Source organism: Acinetobacter sp. YH12136 (assembly GCF_013418545.1).
GTDB classification, from domain to species: Bacteria; Pseudomonadota; Gammaproteobacteria; order Pseudomonadales; family Moraxellaceae; genus Acinetobacter; species Acinetobacter towneri.
Genome location: NZ_VPBV01000020.1, coordinates 1 through 21939, shown reverse-complemented (window position 1 = coordinate 21939; position 21939 = coordinate 1). Strand labels below are relative to the sequence as shown.

The following is a 21939-nucleotide window of genomic DNA, read 5'->3' as shown; positions in this document are numbered from 1 at the left end:
GATGCTTTATCTCTGAATGATGGTGTACCCATAACAGTGTATAGGTACACCTTTCCCCAAGCTGGAATCCCGCTTATTCAGGTAGTTTAAAGTCAGTTACAGATTCACGTAATGATTCTGCCATGTTGGCCAACTCAGATACCGAACGTGCAGTATCGAAAGTTGCACTGGTCGTTTGCGAGGTAATTTCCTGTACAACGTTCATCGTGGTTGCAATGTGACCTGCAGAAGCAGACTGAAGTTTTGCAGCATCCGAAATGTTAGAAATCAATTTCGCAAGGTTGGTCGATACCGTTTGAATTTCATCCAGTGCAACACCCGCATCCTTAGATAAGTTCGCACCACGTACAACTTCCGATGTGGTTTGTTCCATCGAAATTACGGCTTCGTTGGTATCGGTCTGAATGGTTTTAACCAGTGTTTCAATCTGTTTGGTTGCAGATGCTGAACGTTCCGCTAGACGCTGTACCTCGTCGGCTACGACTGCGAAACCACGACCTGCTTCACCCGCCATAGACGCCTGAATTGCTGCGTTTAATGCCAAGATGTTAGTTTGGTCGGCAATATCGTTAATCAAGGCAACGATGTTACCAATCTCTTGTGAAGATTCACCCAAACGCTTAATACGTTTAGAGGTTTCTTGAATCTGCTCACGAATGATATCCATACCTTCAATTGAACGGTTTACAACGTCTGCACCATTCGATGCAATATGTACTGAACGTTCTGCTACCGCTGCTGATTCTTCAGCGTTGGCAGATACTTGGTCAATCGACATTGCCATTTCGTTAATTGCGGCAGATGCACCTGCAATTTCTTGCGCCTGATGCTCAGATGCTTCAGCAAGCTGGTTGGTAATGTTCTGTGTGGTTGCCGTATATTGTGCAACTTCGTGCGATGTTTCGTGAATACGCGATACAAGGTCACGTAATTGGTCAATTGCGAAGTTAATCGAGTCGGCAATTGCACCCGTGAAGTCTTCCGATACTGTTGCGTATGAACGTAAGTCACCATCTGCAAGGTCGGCAATCTCATCAAGTAAACGTAAAATCGCGTTCTGGTTACGGTCATATTCATCTTGTAGACGAACCACGCGAGTTTTATCGGCTTCACCACGTAAGTTCAAGAGTTTGAATACACAGAATAAGAACGCAAGTAATGCTGCAATTAAGCCAATTGCAGGAATTGCAATAGACCAACCTGAACCGCTAGACAATTTATTTAAATTGGTTAAAAGCTTATCTGACTGATCAAAAATAGAAGATGATGCCTGACGTACTTTTACAATTTGTGTTGAGTTATTTAAAACTGTTGCAGCAGCAGATTTCAATACATCTTCATATTCTGCTTGAATACCTTCTAATGAACTACGTAAATCTTCTTGAGTAATACGTTGTACACCAAGTTCCGCACTACCATTTAACTGTGCTGCCAAGTAAGCACCAAACGTTTCGGTATCGGCACTAAAGTCATCTGCAGATTCACGTGAACTGTCTGTACCTGTTAATACAGAACTGATTGAACGTAAAATACGTTCTGCAATGAATACTTGGTTCTTTGCAATAACCACCTGGCTACTTGGCATGTCTTGACGTGCCATTTGGTCAACCATCAAGTTATATTCAGCCTGAATACCCGGAATGGTTTCACCAATTGCAATGTTGGTGTCATAGAGTTGGTTAATGATTTTTTGTTGCGAAGCAATCAAATCAATATTTTCAGAAACCGATTTCCACTGTGTTTCCACTTCACGCAGTGTATCTGTGCTGGCATGAATATCCTTCACTGTTTCTAAGTGAGCAGCAAAGGCTTTTTGTGAATCTGTTAAGTTTTTAATAGATTCAGGCGTACCTGATGCAGTCGCTTCGGTTGCTTGACGTGAAATGGTTTGTGACAACAGACGTAAATCACCCAAACTACGGGTAAAATCGTTATTACGCGGCACGCTATAAAAAAGGTATAACAACAGGAAAAGCGATAAGATGATACAAAAAGCTGCGCCTAAAATAAGTGGCTTAGATTTTTCTGTTTCGCCAAATACACTCGCAAACTCTTCTGTTCGCGCCTGTAATTTTGCAAAAAAACCTGGACCACTTGCTTTACGGACGGTTTCTTCGCCTGAATTTTTCTTTTTAAGTTTAAAGCCCATGCAGCTTCTCCCCGATTGACGCCTTCATTTTTTAGGTGCGCGACAGTTAATTTATAAATTTTATAGATGCGTTCATGTATTTTGGGTTTTGCAATAAACGACTAAATAAGAAAACATGCCATTGTTGGTTATGTTGGTGAAAATACCCCTGACAATATTCTTGTAAATTACTATCTAAATCATTGTGTTTAGAAAAGAAACTTTTCTTATTAAAGTGCTGTATACCCAAAACTTGATCTACAACTAAACCGACATAATGGTCATTATGACTAATACACATTACTTTTTGAGTAGGTGAATATTGGCTGCTTTGCCCAGAAACATAATGTGCCAAATCTGAAACTGAAAGTAATCTTCCGCGAATATTCGCTAAACCTACTACCCAAGGTTGGGTATTTGGCACTGGCGTATATTTCGGTGGATAAATAACCTCAGAAACTTCTCCTAATGGAGCAACGAAATATTGCCCCATCATCTCAAAAGCAATGCCTGACCAGCGGTTTACCTCATTTTCGGTACTAACGTAGTTTTTGTTTCCACGTTTAGATAACCGAAGCAATTCAATAAAACCATTTGCAGCCATAGCTTATCCTGCATTAAGGTGTTGATTAATCACATCAATTAATTGTTTTTCGTCAACAGGCTTAGTTAAGTAATCGCTTGCACCTTGGCGTTTTCCCCAAACACGATCGGTTGCCTGATCTTTGGTACTCACAATTACAATTGGAATGTGTTTGGTGGTGTCACCACGCGAAATTTGACGTGTTGCCTGAAAGCCATTCACGCCTGGCATAACCACATCCATTAATACTAAATCTGGTAATTCAGCTTGCGCCATGGTCACGCCATCTGCACCATTCGCTGCTTCAATGACTTCAAAACCATGCTTGGTCAAGATTTCTCTGAAGCGGAATGTTTCTGTAGGTGAATCATCTACAATAAGAATACGAGCCATTATTTTCCCCAATAAATCTAACTAACTAATAATTATGCTGTCACGTGGTTACGAATGGCGTTTAATAATTCATCTTTACTAAATGGTTTAGTCAGATACTCATCAGAACCTACTACACGTCCTTTGGCTTGGTCAAATAAACCATCTTTACTTGATAGCATAATGACAGGAATGTTTTGGTAGTTTTGCGAGTTTTTAATTAAGGCACACGTTTGGTAACCATCTAGGCGTGGCATCATAATATCTACGAATACGATATCTGGATTTGATTCTGCAATTTTGGATAAAGCTTCAAATCCATCAACTGCGGTAACCACTTCACAACCTTCACGCTGCAGAAGTGTTTCAGCTGTACGGCGAATGGTTTTTGAATCATCAATCACCATGACTTTTAGATTTTGGAATTTATCGTCCATTCAATGACCCTTCCCATTTTTGTTTGTACAAGCAACTGAGTAGAAAAATCTTACACATTGATCGTATTTTTAACATATCTTTACTTGTAGTTTCAATGAACATATTTAGTGTAAATCTACACTTTTACACCATTATCACCAAACCGCTCACACTTTCTTGTGACCATTGATATTTTTTATCGGTTGTATTTTTTTAATTCCTAATTTTGATCTAATATAACACTATTATTACGTGTAATTTAAGTAATTTAGTCAACTTTATTGTGGGGGACAACGTGAGCACTTTTTTTGCAAAATCACTCGCTGTCAAATTAAAACAAAATAAGCAGTCACTTAAATTGGGCATGCTTGCTTTACTGCTCTTGTCCTCTGCCCCACTCATGGCTGACAGCCAGAACAAAGCGGTGTGGTATCGCTATTATGATCAACATGGCGTTGCAAATATTAGTAGTAATGTGACACCTAATCATATTCGTCATGGCTATGAAGCATTAGACCGTAACATGCAAGTGATTCAGCGCGCACGTCCATACAACACTGAAATGGATATTAAAAAAGCCCCACAACGTGCTGCTCAAGCGTATCAAATGGAATCTGATCAGCGTTTAAAAAAAGCCTATACCAATAGTCAAACCGCAATCACTAAACGTAATAACGCTTTAGCGCATATTAAAAAGCAAATTATTTTCCAACAAGAACAACTCAAACAGCTGCAAAATGACCGTATTACTTTTAAACGTCAAGAAATGGAGTATTTACGCAAGGTCAAACCTGTGCCTGCACAACTAAAAACCAATTTGGACAATAACTTAAAAAACATCGAGCTTAAAAAAGATATGATTCAATCTTTACAAACAAGCTATCGAAATACACAAGCAGAATACGACAGAATTATTACTCGCTTAAAAGCACTTGAATAGTTGATTTGAATTACCTTGTCATTTTGGCAATCAATAAGGACAAATATGCATGCACATTGCACAGCGTATCGCAGTTAGGTTTAATCGGCAGCATTTACCCATTTTTCGTATCGGTGCAATCGGTTTATGTATTTTGCTGAGTGCCTGCCAAAAAACAGAAACTGAAAATAAAACAACAGTATCAGAAAAAATTGAACTCATTCAGCAAGATTTAGTGACACCACAACAAGGCAGCGCAATCAGTAAAACTGCCTTTACAGGCACAGTGCGTGCTGTGAATCAAAGCAGTATTCAAGCACAGGTGACTGCCACAGCAACCTCAGTCTATGTCAAAGTGGGAGATAGCGTACAACGTGGTCAAACCTTGCTACGCTTAAATAATCAGGATAATGCTGCGCGTTTAGCACAAGCTCGCGCCAATTTAGCTGCAACGCAAGCGCAAGCCAACCAAGCCCGCAACATGATGCAACGAAAAAAACGTTTGCTCGATCAGGGTTTTATTTCACAAGTGGAATATGAGCAAAGTCAGTTAGATTATCGTGCGCAAATGGAAAATGTACGCGCCCAACAAGCCAATGTCGATATTGCACTAAAAGCCGATCAAGATGGCACGATTACCAGTCCAATTCATGGTGTCATTACCCAACGTCAAGTTGAGCCTGGGCAAACTGTGGCTGCAGGACAAACCTTATTTGAAGTCGTCGATCCGAACCAATTAGAAATTCAAGCGAAATTACCAAGCGACTTACAAGCCGCACTCAAAATTGGTCAAAAAATTGAATATCAACTCCAAGGACAAGCAAACACATTTAATGCACAAATTAGCCGTGTTTCTCCTGTTGCGGATTTAGCCAGTCGTCAAATTGAATTTTTTGCGACCCCGCTTGAGCGTCTTCCCTCTTTAAGTATTGGGGCATTTGTGGATGGTTATATTTTAGCGAACACGACAATTTCAGGGCAAATCATCCCACTCAATACCATTCACGATATCCAAAACAAACCTTATGTTTGGGTGATTCGAGATCAAAAAATTGCCCGCGTGGATATCACAGTTTTAGAACAGCGCTATAGTGACAATACTGCTGTGATTCAAGGCTTACAGAGCAGTGATCTAGTCAGTCGAGTGGTGTTCAACCCCGATCAAATTCAGCAGCAGGTGATCATTCAAAATAACCCTCAATAAATTGAATTTCATCTCAATGCAGTAGTGCAGATGTCCAATAAATAAAAAATCAGGATCGTTGTTATGTGGTTTACCCGAGTTAGCGTCAAGTATCCCGTTTTTACCATCATGATGATGTTTTGTCTAATGGTGCTTGGCTTGGCTTCATGGCAACGTATGGGCGTGGAAGAATTTCCTGACGTCGATTTTCCGTTTGTAGTGGTTTATACCAGTTATCCGGGTGCATCACCTGAAACAGTTGAATCTGAAATCACCAAGAAAATGGAAGATCAGATCAACACCATTTCTGGACTCAAACAACTGGTTTCACAATCCAGTGAAGGGCTATCTACTATTATTGCCGAGTTTAATTTAGATGTTCCTTCGGCAGTGGCGGCACAAGATGTACGCGATAAAATTTCGTCTGTCAGTGCAGGGTTTCGAGATGAAATTCAAGACCCTGTGGTGGAGCGCTACGACCCAACTGCCAATGCAGTCATGTCGATTGTGTTTGAATCCTCACAAATGTCTTTGCGTGATTTAAGTTCCTATTTAGATCAACAAGTTGTACCGCAACTGCGCACTGTGTCTGGTGTCGGAACTGTTAATTTATTGGGTGATGCACAGCGACAAATTCGGATTGAGGTAGATCCACAAAAGTTAATGAGTTTTGGCTTAGGTGTAGATCAGGTCATCAACACGCTCAAAGCTGAAAATATTGAAGTACCTGGCGGCACACTCAAACAAGCCAATAGTGAATTGGTGGTCGAAATCCAATCCAAGGTCATTCATCCTCTGGCTTTTGGCGATTTAATTATTGCCAATAAAAATGGTGCGCCAATCTTTTTAAAACAAGTTGCCACAATTCAAGACAGTCAGGCAGAGCTGGAAACCAGTGCATTTTTAAATGGGCAAACTGCGGTTGCTGTCGATATCTTGCGTAGTTCAGACTCTAATGTCATTGAAGTGGTAGATAACACTTATAAAACCTTAGAACGTATTCAAACCCAACTGCCTGCTGGCATGACTGCAAAAGTCGTGGTGGATTCTTCTAAAGGGATTCGTGGCAGTATCCGTGATGTAGCGCGCACCATTATTGAGGGTGCGATTCTGGCAGTCCTGATTGTACTGTTGTTTCTTGGTTCATTCCGTTCTACCGCCATTACAGGATTGACCCTGCCAATCGCCCTACTCGGCACACTCACCTTTATTTGGGCATTTGGCTTTACCATCAACATGATGACCTTACTGGCGCTCTCGCTCAGTATTGGCTTATTGATTGATGATGCAATTGTGGTACGTGAAAATATCGTGCGTCATGCAGATATGGGTAAAGACCATGTCACGGCTGCTTTGGATGGTACTAAAGAAATTGGCTTAGCAGTTTTAGCAACCACCTTAACCATTGTGGCGGTATTTTTACCTGTGGCATTTATGGGCGGCATTATCGGACGCTTTTTTTATCAATTTGGTGTCACCGTCAGTACTGCCGTGCTGATTTCCATGTTTGTCAGTTTTACGCTGGATCCAATGCTTTCTGCACACTGGGCAGAAAAACCAAATTCCAATAAAAAACCTGGACGAGTAAAACGCTTCTTAAACTGGATTTCCAACAAACTCGACAATTTAAGTCATCATTATGAAAAACTTTTAAAATTAGCACTACGATTTCGCGTTATCACCTTATTGATTGCCGTGGGTTCATTATTTGCAGCACTCGGATTATCCAAACTGATTGGCACAGAGTTTGTACCTGTACCCGACAAAGGTGAAATTCGGATTAAATTTGAAACACCTGTAGATGCCTCGCTTGAATATTCACAAGCAAAATTAAAACAAGTAGATCAAATCATCCGTCAACACCCTGAAGTACGTGCGACTTACGGAGCCATTAACAGCGTAACAGATCGCGGGAAAAATCATGTTAATTTGCGTGTAACTGTCAGCCCACGTAATGAACGTCAACAAACGCTAACCGAACTCAATAACGAATTTCGCCAGCGTCTACAAAGTGTTGCGGGCATCACCATCACCTCTGTCGCCTCTGCCGATGAAACGGTTTCTGGTGGGCAAAAACCTGTGATGGTGTCTATTAAAGGCCCTGATTTAGCAGAATTACAAAAAATCTCTGACCGCTTTATGACAGAAATTGCTCAGGTGAATGGTATTGTCGATTTAGAAAGCTCGCTAAAAGCTCCTAAACCTACATTAGGTGTTCATATTAACCGTGTCCTTGCCAGCGATTTAGGGCTATCGGTAAATCAAATTGCCAATATTATCCGCCCACTGATTGCGGGGGATGATGTCACCACTTGGCAAGATGAACGTGGCGAAACCTACGATGTCAATGTTCGCCTTACAGAAAACCATCGTAGCTTGCCGAGCGATGTGCAAAATATGTATTTAACTTCACAAAAAACCGATGCCAATGGACAAAATATTTTAGTGCCTCTAGCAAGTGTGGCGAAGTTTGAAGAAAGTTTAGGTGCAGCGCAAATCAACCGCCGTGATTTGGCCCGTGAAGTTTTGGTCGAAGCTAACACTGCTGGACGTCCTGCAGGGGACATTGGTGCCGACATTCAAAAAATTCAGGATAACTTTAAATTACCCGCAGGTTATAGCTTCGACACTCAAGGCGCCAATGCTGACATGGCTGAATCTGCAGGTTATGCACTGACTGCAATTACCCTGTCTATTGTGTTTATTTATATTGTTTTAGGTTCGCAATTCAACAGTTTCATTCACCCCGCAGCAATTATGGCTTCCCTACCTTTATCGTTGATTGGAGTATTCTTGGCACTGTTTATTTTTAACTCGACCATGAACCTGTTTTCTATTATCGGTATTATTATGCTGATGGGATTGGTCACCAAAAATGCGATTTTACTAATTGATTTTATTAAAAAAGCCATGGATCAGGGCGATTCACGTTATGATGCAATTATAGCTGCAGGGAAAACCCGTTTACGCCCTATTTTAATGACCACCAGTGCAATGGTGATGGGGATGGTGCCACTCGCACTTGGCTTGGGTGAAGGCGGCGAACAAAGTGCGCCTATGGCACACGCAGTCATTGGCGGTGTAATTACATCCACCCTACTCACCTTGGTGGTCGTACCTGTCATTTTCACTTACTTAGATGATTTTAAGAATTTTATGTTACGCCAAACACGTAAACTCATTTCTTAAAATCTCACGCAAAGTCACACAATCGTTCGGGCTAAATTTTAACGCAAGTTTAGCCCGATTTTTATTGTATAATCTGGCTTTGAAAAAACTCCATTTAACGCTTCACTTTTTAGGACAGTTTCCATGCGCGCGAGTCGCTTTTTATTTGCTACGTTAAGAGAAACCCCAAACGATGCCGAGGTGATTTCTCACCAGCTGATGTTACGTGCGGGTATGATTCGTAAATTGGCTTCAGGTTTATATACTTGGCTGCCAATGGGTGTACGTGTGCTAAATAAAGTTGAAGCCATTGTTCGTGAAGAAATGAATCGCGCAGGTGCTTTAGAAACATTTATGCCTGTCACTCAGCCTGCCTCACTTTGGGAAGAATCAGGTCGTTATGTGCAATACGGTCCTGAATTACTGCGCTTTAAAGACCGCCACGACAATCCTTTTGTACTTGGCCCAACACATGAAGAAGTCATTACCGATTTGGCGCGTAATGAATTAAAAAGCTATAAGCAATTACCAATCAACTTCTATCAAATTCAAACCAAATTCCGTGACGAAATTCGTCCACGTTTTGGGGTAATGCGTTCACGCGAATTTATTATGAAAGATGCTTATTCTTTCCATACCGATCAAGCTTCTTTACAAGAAACCTATGATGTAATGTACGACACCTACTGCCGTATTTTCTCGCGCTTAGGTTTAGACTTCCGCCCAGTACAAGCAGATACAGGTTCTATTGGTGGTTCTGGTTCACATGAATTCCACGTTCTGGCTTCAAGCGGTGAAGATGATATCGCCTTCTCTACCGAATCTGATTATGCAGCCAATATTGAAATGGCTGAAGCTATTTTGGTGGGTGAACGTGCTGCTGCAACCCAAGAACTCAACATTGTGGATACACCAAACCAAAAAACCATTGCGGAAGTTTCTGCATTTTTAGGCACAAATAGTAACCAATCAGTCAAAGCGCTCTTGGTTCAAGGTGTTGCAGATGAAACAGGTCAAGTGCCTGTGATTGCATTATTCCTGCGCGGTGACCATGAACTCAACGAAATTAAAGCAGAAAAGCATCCACAGATTGCAGCACCACTTACTTTTGCAACCGATGCACAAATTGCAGCATTAGGTTTAACTGCTGGCTTTGTTGGTCCACAAGGTTTGGTTGAAAAAGGTATAACTGTGATTGTAGACCGTGCTGCATCGGTACTGTCTGACTTTGTTGCTGGTGCAAACCAAGTTGATCAACACGCAACAGGTGTGAACTGGGAGCGCGATGCACAATATACTGAAGTTTATGATTTACGTAACGTCGTTGAGGGCGATCCATCTCCCGATGGGAAAGGAACGCTACAAATTAAACGCGGTATTGAAGTCGGTCATATCTTCCAACTTGGTACTAAATACTCAGAAGCTTTGGGCTGTAAAGTTCTTGGTGAAGATGGCAAGCCGTTTACCGTGACTATGGGATGTTATGGTATTGGTGTTACCCGTGTGGTTGCCTCTGCCATTGAACAAAACTTTGATGAAAAAGGAATTATTTGGCCTGCTGCCATCGCACCATTTGAAATTGCGATTGTGCCAATGAATGCACATAAATCACCACGTACATTAGAAGCAGCAGAAGCACTTTATGCTGAACTTCAAGATGCGGGTTATGATGTCTTACTAGATGACCGTAATGAACGTCCTGGTGTGAAATTCTCTGACCTTGAGCTTACAGGTATTCCGCACCGTATTGTGATTGGTGAGAAAGGTTTAGATGCAGGTACTTTTGAATATAAAGGTCGCCGTGATGCTGAATCTAGCAACCTGACGAAAGAAGAATTACTCATCAAAATTGCTAAAAAAGGTTAAACACTAAGCATAAAAAATCCCGCACAAGTTGCGGGATTTTTTTCATTTGAGATTAACAGAATTTCATACCACCATAACAGTTAGGGGTGACGTTCTGGTTTTGTAAAACCTTATCCGTTAATGTAATCGTAGCAGGGTTCTGAGTAGTATATTGCCCCACATTAATATTTAATTTTTTCTCTACAGGTATTCCAGCTAAAGATCCTAACGCAGCAAAAAAACCAACATCAATTGGTTCAGATTTATAAAGTAAATAATCACTAATTGCTTCAGCTACTTGTGGTAATACCGCAGAAATATCAACCTTATCTGTTGTTGCTAAATATCCCAGTTGTATAGGTTCTTTAAAAGACATCCACCACCCTTGTTGTGCAACATCGCCCTGATCAGCCCCCTGCCAATGCACAGGTTTACTTTGCAAAGATAAATAGCCCCCCGTACCATTGAGTGGAATATTGTGAATCATATTTAAAGCTTGAACAAAAGTAATATCCATATTAAGTTCATCCAAACTCGAACCTGCTGCCATTTTAAAGAATGAGTGCGTACCAACCGTACCTAATAAAGCCGGGAATTCCACATAAAGCTGGTCTTTTGAGAAGTCAGGAGTTCCCTGAACACTACCTGGTAAACTCTTACCCGACTCTGCAGCAGCTAAAGGAATAGAAGGAATAAATGAGCGAATACCACTCACTTTGGCAGCAGTCATACGTTGACCCGTAACCACCGTTTCTGGCATAGTAAAATCTACTTTCATAGAAGGAACTGTAATCCCTGTATGCCCTTCTGTTCTAACACCATTTGTAAATGGCTTACTATGAAACTGTCTTGTTTGCCCCAAAGCCTTTAAACGACCAGAAATAATTTCATCATCGGTCATACCAAATGTCGCTTGCTCAGTAAATGAATGCCCTTGAGTTTGTGCCATTTTCATATAACCACTGAAACTTTTAATCCCGTCATTGGGGTTTTGTACGTTATCTGTACCCAAAGTCAGTAGACCTAAAATTTCTTCTGCACCTAAGCGAAAACCTACCACTTCACGTGTTGACGCACTATTTCCACTAATCGCAAACTCAATAAATGGATTGGTAATTTGCGCACTAGTACCCGCACGTTCACCATTAAACTTTGGGCTACCTGTTGAATCATAAGATTCATTCAAACCACTCAATGCAATATTGGAAATATCAATATCACATCCCGCTTTACCACCAATCGCATTATTTACACCACCACAACCCAATTGTAGCGTTTTGATGTTGGCATTGAGCTCCATAAGCGCATCAACACTCAGCTTATAAAAGTTGAGCCCTTGTGATTGATCTGTCGCAGTCATCAGGTTCAAAAGTGCCTGACCTTGTACATGAGATAACTGATCATCATTTAAAGCCTGCATCGCTTGAGCAGAATTGAATGAAAAAGCTGTACTTAAAATAGATGCAACTAAAATTGTTTTTTTCATTTTATTTCTATCCTTTAGCGTGGCGTAATGCCCAATGTGCTGCGCATGGTTCCACCAGTAAGCGCTACAGATGCAATTTTCTGCATATTGCCATTGGTAGACATTGCAAAGTCTGTTTTAAACGGTCGAGCAATATCATTTTTATAATTAAATTTAACTTGATTGTCTAAAGTAACCGTATCTGCACTGACGACGACTTTTCCTTTAACACCTAAATGACCTTCCATTCGATTCAAGTTAATTGAAGAAGTCTGAACAGTTTCATTATTCACTTGATCTTCATTAATCAAACTAAAATAACTACCCAAGTTCTTTGGATCTGCCTGTTCTGTGCTATCTAGACTTCTAAACTTAAAGTTCGCATCAAAAGACAAAAAGTTTGAGTTCGGATTAGTATCGGTTGGATCCATTCCTGGAATTACCAACAACTCGCCATTGCCATCTAATTTAAAAGCAATTGTGGTCAACACATCATCTTTCTTAGAAAAATTATCGTATGGTACAAATCCACCGCATTTCGTTGATCCTGTGACGCAATTGTATTTTGAACCTGGTAATTGCCCAATCGCTAACTCTGCTTTTGCTGCAACCAATAAATGATCTGCACGAATATAAATCCCATCATCTTCATAACCAATCACACCATCGGACTGAATTAATGCATCAATATTTCTTAAACCAGCATAATAGTTAACAGTTTCTCCTGCATGCAGGCTGTTTTGCCCATCAATTAAGATAATAGAAGTGGTACTTGGTAACCCAGTTTTTGAATCAATGCCATAACCTTCGGTAGAAACAATAGCGTTATAACCAATTCCGGTTTTGTTCGTTCCATCATAAGGTGACAGATATTGTTTACCCGACAAGGCCACATTGGCATTTAAATTATAAATTGGAATCCCAATACCCCAAGAACCACCATCTCCTGTCAATTCATTTAAAGAGTTATCAGAAATAATTCTCGCTTTGGCCGCAATAGACTGAAAGTCCATACCACGAACAGCAATCAGTGAGAACTGGTCACCTTCAAGCTTACTCGATAGCAACTGGTTTAAAATAGGACTGGTTGCACCAATAGTATTTTTAATATTTTCATTGACTAAAAAATTGAGGTTTTTCGCTTGTACGGTATTAATATAAATATCGCCAAAATCGATATAGGCATTTTTATTGTGTAAATTACCTTGTGCATCACGTGTGGTTAGCGGTCTTAAATTCGAAAATTCAACCGCATAACTGCCTTTTCCTGTGTGCCCAATTTCTAAAGTTGTTGGTAATTGCCCTGTGGCCAAACCTGTCGTATTTTGATTGGTAAAATCGGCAGATAAGCCTAAATGCAAACCACCTTGTCCCACCACAGTATCGTAGCCTGTAACTGCGGTATTTTTTGTTTCAATTACACCATTGACCTTATTCGAAACGTCAAAATGGGCAACATTTTTTTGCTGCCCATTAAAAAACAATTTCGCATTGCTCACCGCACCTGATGCACCAAAGCGAATTAAATTTTTATCATCATAACGCAAGTCAATATTGACCCCAGGGTTAGTTGCATTTTGTCGGCTACTAGCAACATCACTTAAGTCTTTCACTCGTCCAAGATTCACAAAATGGTCAGTGGTGCCATTTTTAGTGGTAAAGACCAATCCCTCATCGGCATCAATGTACATATAGCCGTCAGTCGCAAAATTAAAGTTAAAATCATGCATAGATAATTGATGCTTACCTAAACCATGACTAATTTTGGCATTCTGTAACTGGAAGTTTAAATGTGCCGTTTCATTTTGATTGAATAAACCTGCTTTGGTTTCTAATAAAACTTTTAAAGGTGATTTAGTTTCTAAGCCGAACTGACCCAAGCTTTGTGTTTCTTTAGTACAACTATTTCCGACACAGTTTTTTTTGACCAAGTTTAAATCTGCGGTCGCTTGAAAAGCATCAATGCTCGCATCGATACGCACACCTGCGCCAACATCAGTTTTCCCCACATCTAAAGCAAGCTTACTGATAATAGGCTGGTTATTCTGTCCTTTAATTTCTACATTATGTAAGCCTAAACCCTGTTGAGTTCCAGCCACTAAATCAGGATCATACCAATTGACTTGATTAATCGTGGCTTTAGACATTTCATGGGTGATTACAATACCATCTTGCCCGCTTACATCAGACAAATGCTGGTCTGCAATCAGCTCTAAAGCATACACTTGTTGCGCACAAAGTACGCTCAATGTTAATAAATTCAACTGCATTATTTTTTTCATTTTTATTTCCCTATACTGTACTTAATCCTATATTCAACAACGACTTGCTGCTGAACCTGTACAGTTGTAGCTAAATATTTTCACATTGCCAGACATGTGCATATTGCCGTGAATATTTAAGCCCATAAATCCTTTTTCAGCGCCCTGATCAAACAAAGGTACATCTTGCTGAACTAAGTTATAACTACCATCTTGTTGATAATTTCTTCCTAGAAAATTGGTATATACCTCTGAATTTGCATAACCTTCATTTACTCCCTGCCCAGAACCTGTTTCAATAGATAATGCAGCGAAGCCTAAATTTCTAATTTTTAATGGTTTATCATCATAAAACTTAAGCTGCATAGCGGTTTGTGGGTCATTTTTATGATTAATAATGGTTGTGCCATCTAAAGAAAATTTATCTATTTGTATGGTGCCCTGAATTTGTTTAAATACCAGCCATTTTTTATTGCCGTTATTATCTTCATGGTTATTGGGTGCAATGGCTAAACGACAGAGCACATTGTTGTCAGCACAATTTTTACTATAGCGATAATAAACTTCTGTAGGTTTAGTCCCACCATTAAATTTAGAAATATTGCTGAGTTCTAAGTTTTCGGCATATTCATGGTTTAACGATAACGTCCAACTGAGGTCTGCTCCACCTTGACCAGTAGCCTGCGTTAATTCATGATTTTCCAGTGCAATTAAATTGGCATGGGTCAAAGGACTACACATCAATGCAATACAAGACATTTTTTTCAACATGATGATTCTCCTTTTATAGACCTGTTGTTTTAAATTTAAGGTGCTGAATCAGCACACCATCTATTGCAACTGAACCTAGATTCTTAGCAGTACCATCCACACCTTTAAATACAACTCCTGTGGCATTATCATGATCCTTGGCACGCAACATATTATTTGGCAAGCGTTCTACAGTACCAATTGCAATACTACTATGCGTCGCATTACGTCCTTGATACATCGCAGCACTGTCATTGACATTGGCTTTTAGCGGTGAGCCACAGCTCACCACATTACAGGTAGAACCTGTAAATGCTGTAGAACCTAAATATCCACCCTTTCCATCTTCATAATTTTGATAAATTTTATTGTAAATTTCAGGAACATTCGGAATACGTGTTACTTCCAGCACAATATTATTGCCCTCAGAACCAACCACAAAAGGCTGATACATATTCCCTAAAACTAAATTGATATTTGGGCTGTATAAATACAGACCTTCTATATCATGAAAAACTGGTGCTAATGAACCATCTATTGCTGGTGTGACCGCAGTTCCATCTAAAGTGTCTGATTTTGCTGCTGTACTAATGCGAATTCCTTTACTGTCTAAGTTTGAGTCTGTGAAACTTAGATTCGCAGGATTATCATTGGTATTTAAACGCAATAAACTTGCCATACCCAAGGTTTGATGATGATTTGGGTTATCCGAGTCTAAAGTCTGAAATAGTCGGGTCTGTGAACCATTTAAACTTAAACCATTGGCAATAAACTGAGTGCGTAAACGGTGTTCTTTATCTAAACCAGATTTTGGCGCCCCAGTGCTTGGATCTACCTCTGCGCTTGAGTTCAACTGACGTGAAAAAATATCAGTCCAAAAACCCAATTTAATATTATTATCACTTTCAGTTGCTGCAATAGTCGCAAGTGGTGCCTCAAGCGCCAAATAACCCACATCTTTTTCAACATTTTTAAATTGTTTTACTTTTTCTGTGCCTGCACGGAATAACCATGGGTTATCTGCTGAACCCCAGTTAAAGCCTTGATTGCTATAACGGCTACTTAATGAGTTATCACTTTTAGATAATGCTAAACCATAAATAAAGACATCTGCTTTAGTTCTGAGTGAACCCACTGAAGTTTGTGCTGCTGCTGTTTTTGCTGCTTGAGTTGCGTTATTTACTGCTAATAATTCCAATTCTTTGATTGCATTTGTAGCTGCTGCTTTTGCAATTTTATCCCCTTCATAGTCCAGCCGCTCTTGAGTTACTGTTTCTACAGTTTGAGCAACCTTAGGATCAATATGATTAACTCTTGTAACCCCTTGCGTCCACTGTGTTGAAGGTACGGTATCAGTATTTCTATTGCCATATAAAATTTCAATCATTTCATATGTATTCTGTAATGCATATTTGGTAGATGCATCTTTATTCCGCCAAGTTGGATTTGCAGCACTAGGAATAGTCGTTCCATCCTTCGTCGCATTAATCCTTCCTTCATTATAATATTCATTATAGCGCTGTTGATAATATTGTTTCATTCGGTTAGATTCAAAGTATTCTGCCACTAAACTTTGACGCACACCAACTGAGATTTCACTGCTTACTGCTGTTTTTGTAGAGCTATAATTTTGTGTTTTATAGTTATTGAAAGTCGTTGTATAGGTACTTTGGTATAATGTTGATGTAGTTGAAACACCTGCCAAATATTCAGCATCATAAACCTGATTATAAACTTTCTTATAGGTATGTTCTGAAATATTCTGATAATTCTCCCCCGTCGGGATAATACGAATAAAGCCCGTATCATATTGACTTGGGTTTTCTACTCCACTACGAGTATAGCTTGACCCTGTAGAAAGATCATTCGGTTGCTGGAACACCATTTTGAAGTCATCAAGAACTAACGCAACACCTTCGCCTGTCGTATTAGAGAGGGAGTCATCTGAGAGTGCTTGCAAGGCATAACTCGGATTTGCCAAGAACATACCTACAGCAATAGCTAAGCAATGCTTGGGAAAAGGGAAAGTAATTGCGTGTTCAGTCATCTCGACCTTCCTTTTATCTGATGCTCCGCATCTTTCTTTTATTTATCTATGACTTGGCTATTTATTAGGGTGTTTTTATCCTTAAAAACGTGATTATGCCAAACCAATCTCAAATTTAATTATGCTGAATATTAATACAAATGCAAAAAAAACTGGCTAAACAGCACAGCTTTCCGATGAATGAAAAAAGCGAACCTTTCGGCTCGCTTTCTTTTAATCTGAATTAGTCTATCAGTTATGCTTTAGGTAAAGTCACACCTGTTTGCCCCTGATACTTACCACCACGGTCTTTGTACGAGGTTTCACAAACTTCATCCGACTCAAAAAACAGCATTTGCGCCACGCCTTCGCCGGCATAAATACGTGCAGGCAAATTAGTCGTATTAGAGAATTCTAAGGTGACATGCCCTTCCCACTCAGGTTCTAACGGAGTGACATTGACAATAATACCGCAACGCGCATAGGTCGACTTACCCAAACACACCGTCAAGACATTACGCGGAATACGGAAATATTCAACGGTGCGCGCCAAGGCAAACGAGTTTGGCGGAATGATGCACACATCTGATTCAATATCGATAAAACTTTTTTCATCAAAGTTTTTTGGATCGACAATTGCTGAGTGAACATTGGTAAAGACTTTAAATTCACGTGCACAACGTACGTCATAACCATAGCTAGAAACACCATAGGAGATGAGTTTCTCGCCATTTTCGTCAAAGCGAACTTGGTTTTCTGCATACGGTTCAATCATGCCGTGTTTTTCGCTCATTTCGCGAATCCAACGATCAGACTTAATTGCCATTTATTTTCTATCCAAAATATGAATGTTTAACTGTGCTGTACTTTAACTGAAAACCAGATTAATGAAAACTAGCTACTTTTAAAGCGCCAAGATAATTTAAATTTCCGCCATTTCCCATTTACAGGCACACTAATCCTAAGTAGCTTCTAGCTATTGAAATACTTATAAGGCAACAATAACTGTTATTTTTCAATTCGCACTTAAAAAATACGATTCTGATCTTTTTCAGCTTTAGGCAGTTTTTTTGCAATTTGCTTGGCAATCGCAATGTAACTATCGGCAGCATCATCGCCTGCAATCACTGACGGCGTGCCTGCATCCACATTTTCACGAATACTGACATTCAATGGTAAACGTCCAAGCAACGGAATGTCATATTGTTCTGCCAGTTTATCGCCACCACCTTGACCAAAAATTTGTTCTTCGTAGCCGCAGTTTGAGCAGATATGGGTCGACATATTCTCAATTACGCCCATCACAGGAATTTGCACACGATTAAACAGCTCGATGCCTTTCACAGCATCCATTAAGGCAACATTTTGTGGTGTAGTCACAATCACCGCTCCCGTTACAGGAATACGCTGTGCAAGGGTCAGTTGAATATCCCCCGTTCCTGGTGGCATATCAATCATCAACACATCTAAATCAGGCCATAAGGTCTGATTAAAAAGCTGCATTAATGCGCCAGTCGCTTTGGGCCCACGCCATGCCACAGGTGTATTATGATCACCCGTTAAATGTCCGATGGATAAAACTGGCATACCAAAAGCATCTAATGGAACAAACTGCTCAGCCTCAATCATAGGGGTTTTGCCCGCATTACCCAGCATGGTAGGAATGCTTGGGCCATAAATATCGGCATCCAATACACCAACTTTTAAGCCTAATTCTTGCAGCGCTAAGGCCAAATTTACAGTTGTGGTAGATTTTCCTACCCCACCTTTACCTGATGACACCAAAATCACGTTTTGAATACGTGGATGTTTTGGCACATCACGCTGTTGTGGCGCAGCTTTTTGAATAGGTGGATTATTCGGATCTACTTCTTGCGCTGAGCTTTGACCCGCAGCATCGACCACTGGTGGTAAATTAGAAGATACAGTCTGAGCTTGAGTAGATGATGAACAGCTTTCGCCCGCAGCATGTTGATGACCACAACTTTCTTGCTTTGCTTGACCCGTTTTTTGCTGAATCACATGCATATTCAATTCTTTAATGCCGCATTTTTCTAAAGCATCTGCCAGTTCATCATGAATTTGTTGTAAATGTTGTTTTTCTTCAGGATAAGTATTGATGGTGATTTGCAGAATATCACCTTGCACATTCACTTGAGAAATACGATCTTTTAAAGCATGTTCAGATTCAGGCAATATATAACTTTGTAGCACGTGCTGAATAGCTTCCTCATTCACCGTATGCAAAGGTGAAAAAACTGATTTAAGTGAAGAAAGCCAAGACATAGATTTACTCCAAAGTTTGGAAATACCGCGATTTTGATAGTGTAACGATAATTCAGTATAAGGTTAAGTCGTGCTATCACTGAAATACTTAATTCTGAGTATATTGCTTGGTTTTTGACATGATTTATCTTCAAATGCAGACCAAGAGCTTGTTTCGATATTGTATTTAGCCTTCTAAGCGGATTTGAAAAGAATTCCTGGAATCCCTTGTGCATCTATGTGCTATCTAAGGTAAAATTGCCCGAATTGCATCGTCCCTATTTGAGAGAGTTATATCCGTGCGTCAAATTTTAGTCACTAACGCCCTACCATACGCCAATGGTCCGATCCATATGGGTCACTTACTCGGTTATATCCAGGCAGATATCTGGGTTCGCGCCATGCGTGCAATGGGACATGACGTGACTTATGTCTGTGCGGATGATGCGCATGGTACAGCAATCATGCTGCGTGCCGAAGCCAACGGGATTAGCCCTGAACAGCAAATTGCCAATGTGCAACAAGAACACATTCGCGATTTTGACGGTTTTGGTGTGCATTTTGATCATTATGATTCAACGCATAGCGACACCAACCGCGCACGTGCCAGCGAAATTTATGTCAAAAACCGTGATGCAGGCAATATTGCTGTGCGTCCTGTTACGCAATTATTTGATCCTGAAAAAGGCATGTTTTTGTCTGATCGTTTCATTAAAGGCACGTGCCCGAAATGTAAAGCGGAAGATCAATACGGCGATTCTTGCGAAGTTTGCGGCACTACCTATAACGCGACTGAGCTGATTAATCCAAAATCGACTTTGAGCGGTGCAACACCTGTAGAAAAATCATCAGATCATTACTTCTTTAAATTGCCTAATTTTGGTGAATATTTACAAAAATGGACGCGCGATGAAGGTCGTTTGCCAGTTTCAATTGCCAACAAATTGGATGAATGGTTTGAAAATGGCTTGAATGACTGGGATATTTCACGTGACGCGCCATATTTTGGTTTTGAAATTCCAGACGCACCAAATAAATATTTTTATGTATGGGTTGATGCACCAATTGGTTATATGTCGAGTTTTGAAAACTACGTAAAAACCAAACGCCCTGACCTAAATTTTGACGATTACTGGAAAAAAGATTCAGACAAAGAAGTCTATCACTTCATTGGTAAAGACATCGTATATTTCCACGCTTTATTCTGGCCTGCAATGTTAGATGGTGCGGGTTATCGCACGCCTACAGGTTTATTTGTAAATGGTTTCTTGACTGTAAATGGTCAAAAAATGTCGAAATCTCGCGGCACATTTATTAAAGCAGAAACGTATTTACAGCATTTAAATCCTGAATATTTACGCTATTACTTTGCATCAAAACTGTCTGATAAAGTTGAAGACTCTGACTTAAATCTGGATGATTTTGTGCAGAAAGTAAACTCTGATCTTGTAGGTAAAGTGGTGAATATTGCCAGTCGTTGTGCCAAATTCATCAACACTAAATTTGATAACAAATTAAGTGCAAACTGCGCTGAACCTGAGTTAGTACAAAGCTTTATTGCTGCAGGTGACTCGATTGCCAAAGCATACGAAGAGCGTGAATTCTCTGCGGCAATTCGTGAAATTATGGCGCTTGCTGACCGCGCCAACCAATATATTGATGAGAAAAAGCCTTGGGCTTTAGCCAAAATTGAAGGCGAAGAACAACAGGTTCACGATGTATGTTCTGTGGGGATTAACCTGTTCCGTCAATTGGCGATTTACTTGGCTCCTGTATTGCCGACTTTGGCTGAACAAGTTCAAACCTTCTTACAGTTAGATAGCTTTAACTTTGAATCACGTAAAACTGTTTTAGTCGGTCATGAAATTGCGTTGTTCCAACCATTGATGCAACGTGTCGATCCGAAAGCTGTAGCTGCAATGGTGGATGCATCTAAAGATTCTTTAGCCGCCCCTGCTGAAGCACCAAAAGCGGAAAAGAAAAAAGAAAAAGCCAAAGAGAAAAAAGCAGAACCTAAAGTGGGTGAAGCGGAAATTATCACGATTGATGACTTTGTCAAAATTGATTTACGTGTTGCAGAAGTTCTTGAAGTGGCTACGGTTGAAGGTTCTGACAAGCTCCTTCAATTGACTTTAAATGTTGGTGAAGCCGAGCCACGTAACGTGTTTAGCGGTATTCGTGAGTTCTACCAACCTGAAGACTTAAAAGGCAAATTGGTGGTAATGGTGGCGAACCTTGCACCACGTAAAATGCGTTTTGGTATTTCAAACGGTATGGTACTTGCAGCGGGTAATGGCGAAGGTGTTTGGGTGATTTCACCTGAATCTGGCGCTAAACCAGGCGATAAAGTGTCTTAAGCTTTGGAGACTTAGAAAAAGCCTCTACATTGTAGGGGCTTTTTTATTCTTTAATCATGAATAATCCTTTAATTTAACCCGAATTACGGATAAGAAAAGCCCTTGAAAAAAAGGTAGTTAGAGCCATTTAGAAAGTTACGACACAACCCAAAGGCTCTAACTACCATGTACGATTTTACAGAAATTTTTTGTATTGTTGA

At 40.1% G+C, this 21939-nt stretch carries 15 protein-coding genes; 5 read left to right on the top strand and 10 right to left on the bottom strand.

Going from position 1 to position 21939, the window contains the following annotated elements:
* Positions 1 to 73: 73 nt before the first annotated feature.
* Genes FTU71_RS09945 through pilG form a run of 4 tightly spaced genes read right to left on the bottom strand, consistent with a single transcriptional unit; the run spans position 74 to position 3520 of the window.
* The gene (locus tag FTU71_RS09945; protein ID WP_179988579.1) at positions 74 to 2149 is read right to left on the bottom strand and encodes a methyl-accepting chemotaxis protein; all 2076 of its coding nucleotides are present in this window, start codon (positions 2147 to 2149) and stop codon (positions 74 to 76) included.
* A gap of 46 nt (positions 2150 to 2195) precedes the next feature.
* Positions 2196 to 2732 carry a chemotaxis protein CheW gene (locus FTU71_RS09940; RefSeq protein WP_004975527.1) on the bottom strand — a complete coding sequence of 179 codons (537 nt, stop codon included), beginning with the start codon at positions 2730 to 2732 and terminating at the stop codon, positions 2196 to 2198.
* Between the two features lie 3 nt (positions 2733 to 2735).
* Positions 2736 to 3104, bottom strand: coding sequence for a PleD family two-component system response regulator (locus FTU71_RS09935; protein ID WP_004975526.1), 369 nt, complete (start codon positions 3102 to 3104; stop codon positions 2736 to 2738).
* Positions 3105 to 3136: 32 nt separating this feature from the next.
* On the bottom strand, positions 3137 to 3520 hold the full coding sequence (pilG, locus tag FTU71_RS09930; RefSeq protein WP_004975524.1) for a twitching motility response regulator PilG: 384 nt from the start codon (positions 3518 to 3520) through the stop codon (positions 3137 to 3139).
* Between the two features lie 275 nt (positions 3521 to 3795).
* Here pilG and FTU71_RS09925 point away from each other — a divergent pair, with 275 nt between their 5' ends.
* The 4 genes from FTU71_RS09925 (at position 3796) to FTU71_RS09910 (ending at position 10636) form a co-directional block, all read left to right on the top strand.
* Positions 3796 to 4440: a hypothetical protein gene (locus FTU71_RS09925; RefSeq protein ID WP_154320463.1), complete on the top strand. Its 645-nt coding sequence runs from the start codon at positions 3796 to 3798 to the stop codon at positions 4438 to 4440.
* Positions 4441 to 4489: 49 nt separating this feature from the next.
* Positions 4490 to 5623 (top strand): efflux RND transporter periplasmic adaptor subunit, encoded by a 1134-nt coding sequence (locus FTU71_RS09920; protein WP_004975519.1) that lies wholly within the window; start codon positions 4490 to 4492, stop codon positions 5621 to 5623.
* Positions 5624 to 5686: 63 nt separating this feature from the next.
* Positions 5687 to 8791 (top strand): efflux RND transporter permease subunit, encoded by a 3105-nt coding sequence (locus FTU71_RS09915; RefSeq protein ID WP_180111933.1) that lies wholly within the window; start codon positions 5687 to 5689, stop codon positions 8789 to 8791.
* A 123-nt stretch (positions 8792 to 8914) separates the two neighbouring features.
* On the top strand, positions 8915 to 10636 hold the full coding sequence (locus tag FTU71_RS09910; protein WP_180111932.1) for a proline--tRNA ligase: 1722 nt from the start codon (positions 8915 to 8917) through the stop codon (positions 10634 to 10636).
* Positions 10637 to 10688: 52 nt separating this feature from the next.
* Here FTU71_RS09910 and FTU71_RS09905 read toward each other — a convergent pair whose 3' ends face one another.
* From FTU71_RS09905 to apbC, 6 genes are all read right to left on the bottom strand, one after another.
* A complete protein-coding gene (locus FTU71_RS09905; RefSeq protein WP_180111931.1) occupies positions 10689 to 12101 on the bottom strand; it encodes a hypothetical protein in 1413 nt (470 codons plus the stop codon).
* Positions 12102 to 12115: 14 nt separating this feature from the next.
* On the bottom strand, positions 12116 to 14362 hold the full coding sequence (locus FTU71_RS09900) for a DUF6160 family protein (protein ID WP_180111930.1): 2247 nt from the start codon (positions 14360 to 14362) through the stop codon (positions 12116 to 12118).
* A gap of 33 nt (positions 14363 to 14395) precedes the next feature.
* A complete protein-coding gene (locus tag FTU71_RS09895) occupies positions 14396 to 15112 on the bottom strand; it encodes a hypothetical protein (protein WP_180111929.1) in 717 nt (238 codons plus the stop codon).
* A gap of 13 nt (positions 15113 to 15125) precedes the next feature.
* Positions 15126 to 17138 (bottom strand): hypothetical protein, encoded by a 2013-nt coding sequence (locus FTU71_RS09890; RefSeq protein WP_180111928.1) that lies wholly within the window; start codon positions 17136 to 17138, stop codon positions 15126 to 15128.
* A 235-nt stretch (positions 17139 to 17373) separates the two neighbouring features.
* Positions 17374 to 17943 (bottom strand): dCTP deaminase, encoded by a 570-nt coding sequence (gene dcd, locus FTU71_RS09885; RefSeq protein WP_004975507.1) that lies wholly within the window; start codon positions 17941 to 17943, stop codon positions 17374 to 17376.
* 200 nt (positions 17944 to 18143) lie between these two features.
* Positions 18144 to 19403 carry an iron-sulfur cluster carrier protein ApbC gene (apbC, locus tag FTU71_RS09880; protein ID WP_180111927.1) on the bottom strand — a complete coding sequence of 420 codons (1260 nt, stop codon included), beginning with the start codon at positions 19401 to 19403 and terminating at the stop codon, positions 18144 to 18146.
* A gap of 278 nt (positions 19404 to 19681) precedes the next feature.
* Between apbC and metG the strand changes: the two genes are divergently transcribed.
* Entirely contained in the window at positions 19682 to 21739 is a 2058-nt protein-coding gene (gene metG / locus FTU71_RS09875; RefSeq protein WP_180111926.1) for a methionine--tRNA ligase, read from the top strand.
* The last annotated feature ends 200 nt before the right edge of the window (positions 21740 to 21939 follow it).

Coding starts and splice junctions, on each gene's coding strand:
- FTU71_RS09945 (WP_179988579.1), bottom strand. CDS start 2,149: ATGGGCTTTAAACTTAAAAAGAAAAATTCAGGCGAAGAAACCGTCCGT.
- FTU71_RS09940 (WP_004975527.1), bottom strand. CDS start 2,732: ATGGCTGCAAATGGTTTTATTGAATTGCTTCGGTTATCTAAACGTGGA.
- FTU71_RS09935 (WP_004975526.1), bottom strand. CDS start 3,104: ATGGCTCGTATTCTTATTGTAGATGATTCACCTACAGAAACATTCCGC.
- pilG (WP_004975524.1), bottom strand. CDS start 3,520: ATGGACGATAAATTCCAAAATCTAAAAGTCATGGTGATTGATGATTCA.
- FTU71_RS09920 (WP_004975519.1), top strand. CDS start 4,490: ATGCACATTGCACAGCGTATCGCAGTTAGGTTTAATCGGCAGCATTTA.
- FTU71_RS09915 (WP_180111933.1), top strand. CDS start 5,687: ATGTGGTTTACCCGAGTTAGCGTCAAGTATCCCGTTTTTACCATCATG.
- FTU71_RS09910 (WP_180111932.1), top strand. CDS start 8,915: ATGCGCGCGAGTCGCTTTTTATTTGCTACGTTAAGAGAAACCCCAAAC.
- FTU71_RS09905 (WP_180111931.1), bottom strand. CDS start 12,101: ATGAAAAAAACAATTTTAGTTGCATCTATTTTAAGTACAGCTTTTTCA.
- FTU71_RS09900 (WP_180111930.1), bottom strand. CDS start 14,362: ATGAAAAAAATAATGCAGTTGAATTTATTAACATTGAGCGTACTTTGT.
- FTU71_RS09895 (WP_180111929.1), bottom strand. CDS start 15,112: ATGTTGAAAAAAATGTCTTGTATTGCATTGATGTGTAGTCCTTTGACC.
- FTU71_RS09890 (WP_180111928.1), bottom strand. CDS start 17,138: ATGACTGAACACGCAATTACTTTCCCTTTTCCCAAGCATTGCTTAGCT.
- dcd (WP_004975507.1), bottom strand. CDS start 17,943: ATGGCAATTAAGTCTGATCGTTGGATTCGCGAAATGAGCGAAAAACAC.
- apbC (WP_180111927.1), bottom strand. CDS start 19,403: ATGTCTTGGCTTTCTTCACTTAAATCAGTTTTTTCACCTTTGCATACG.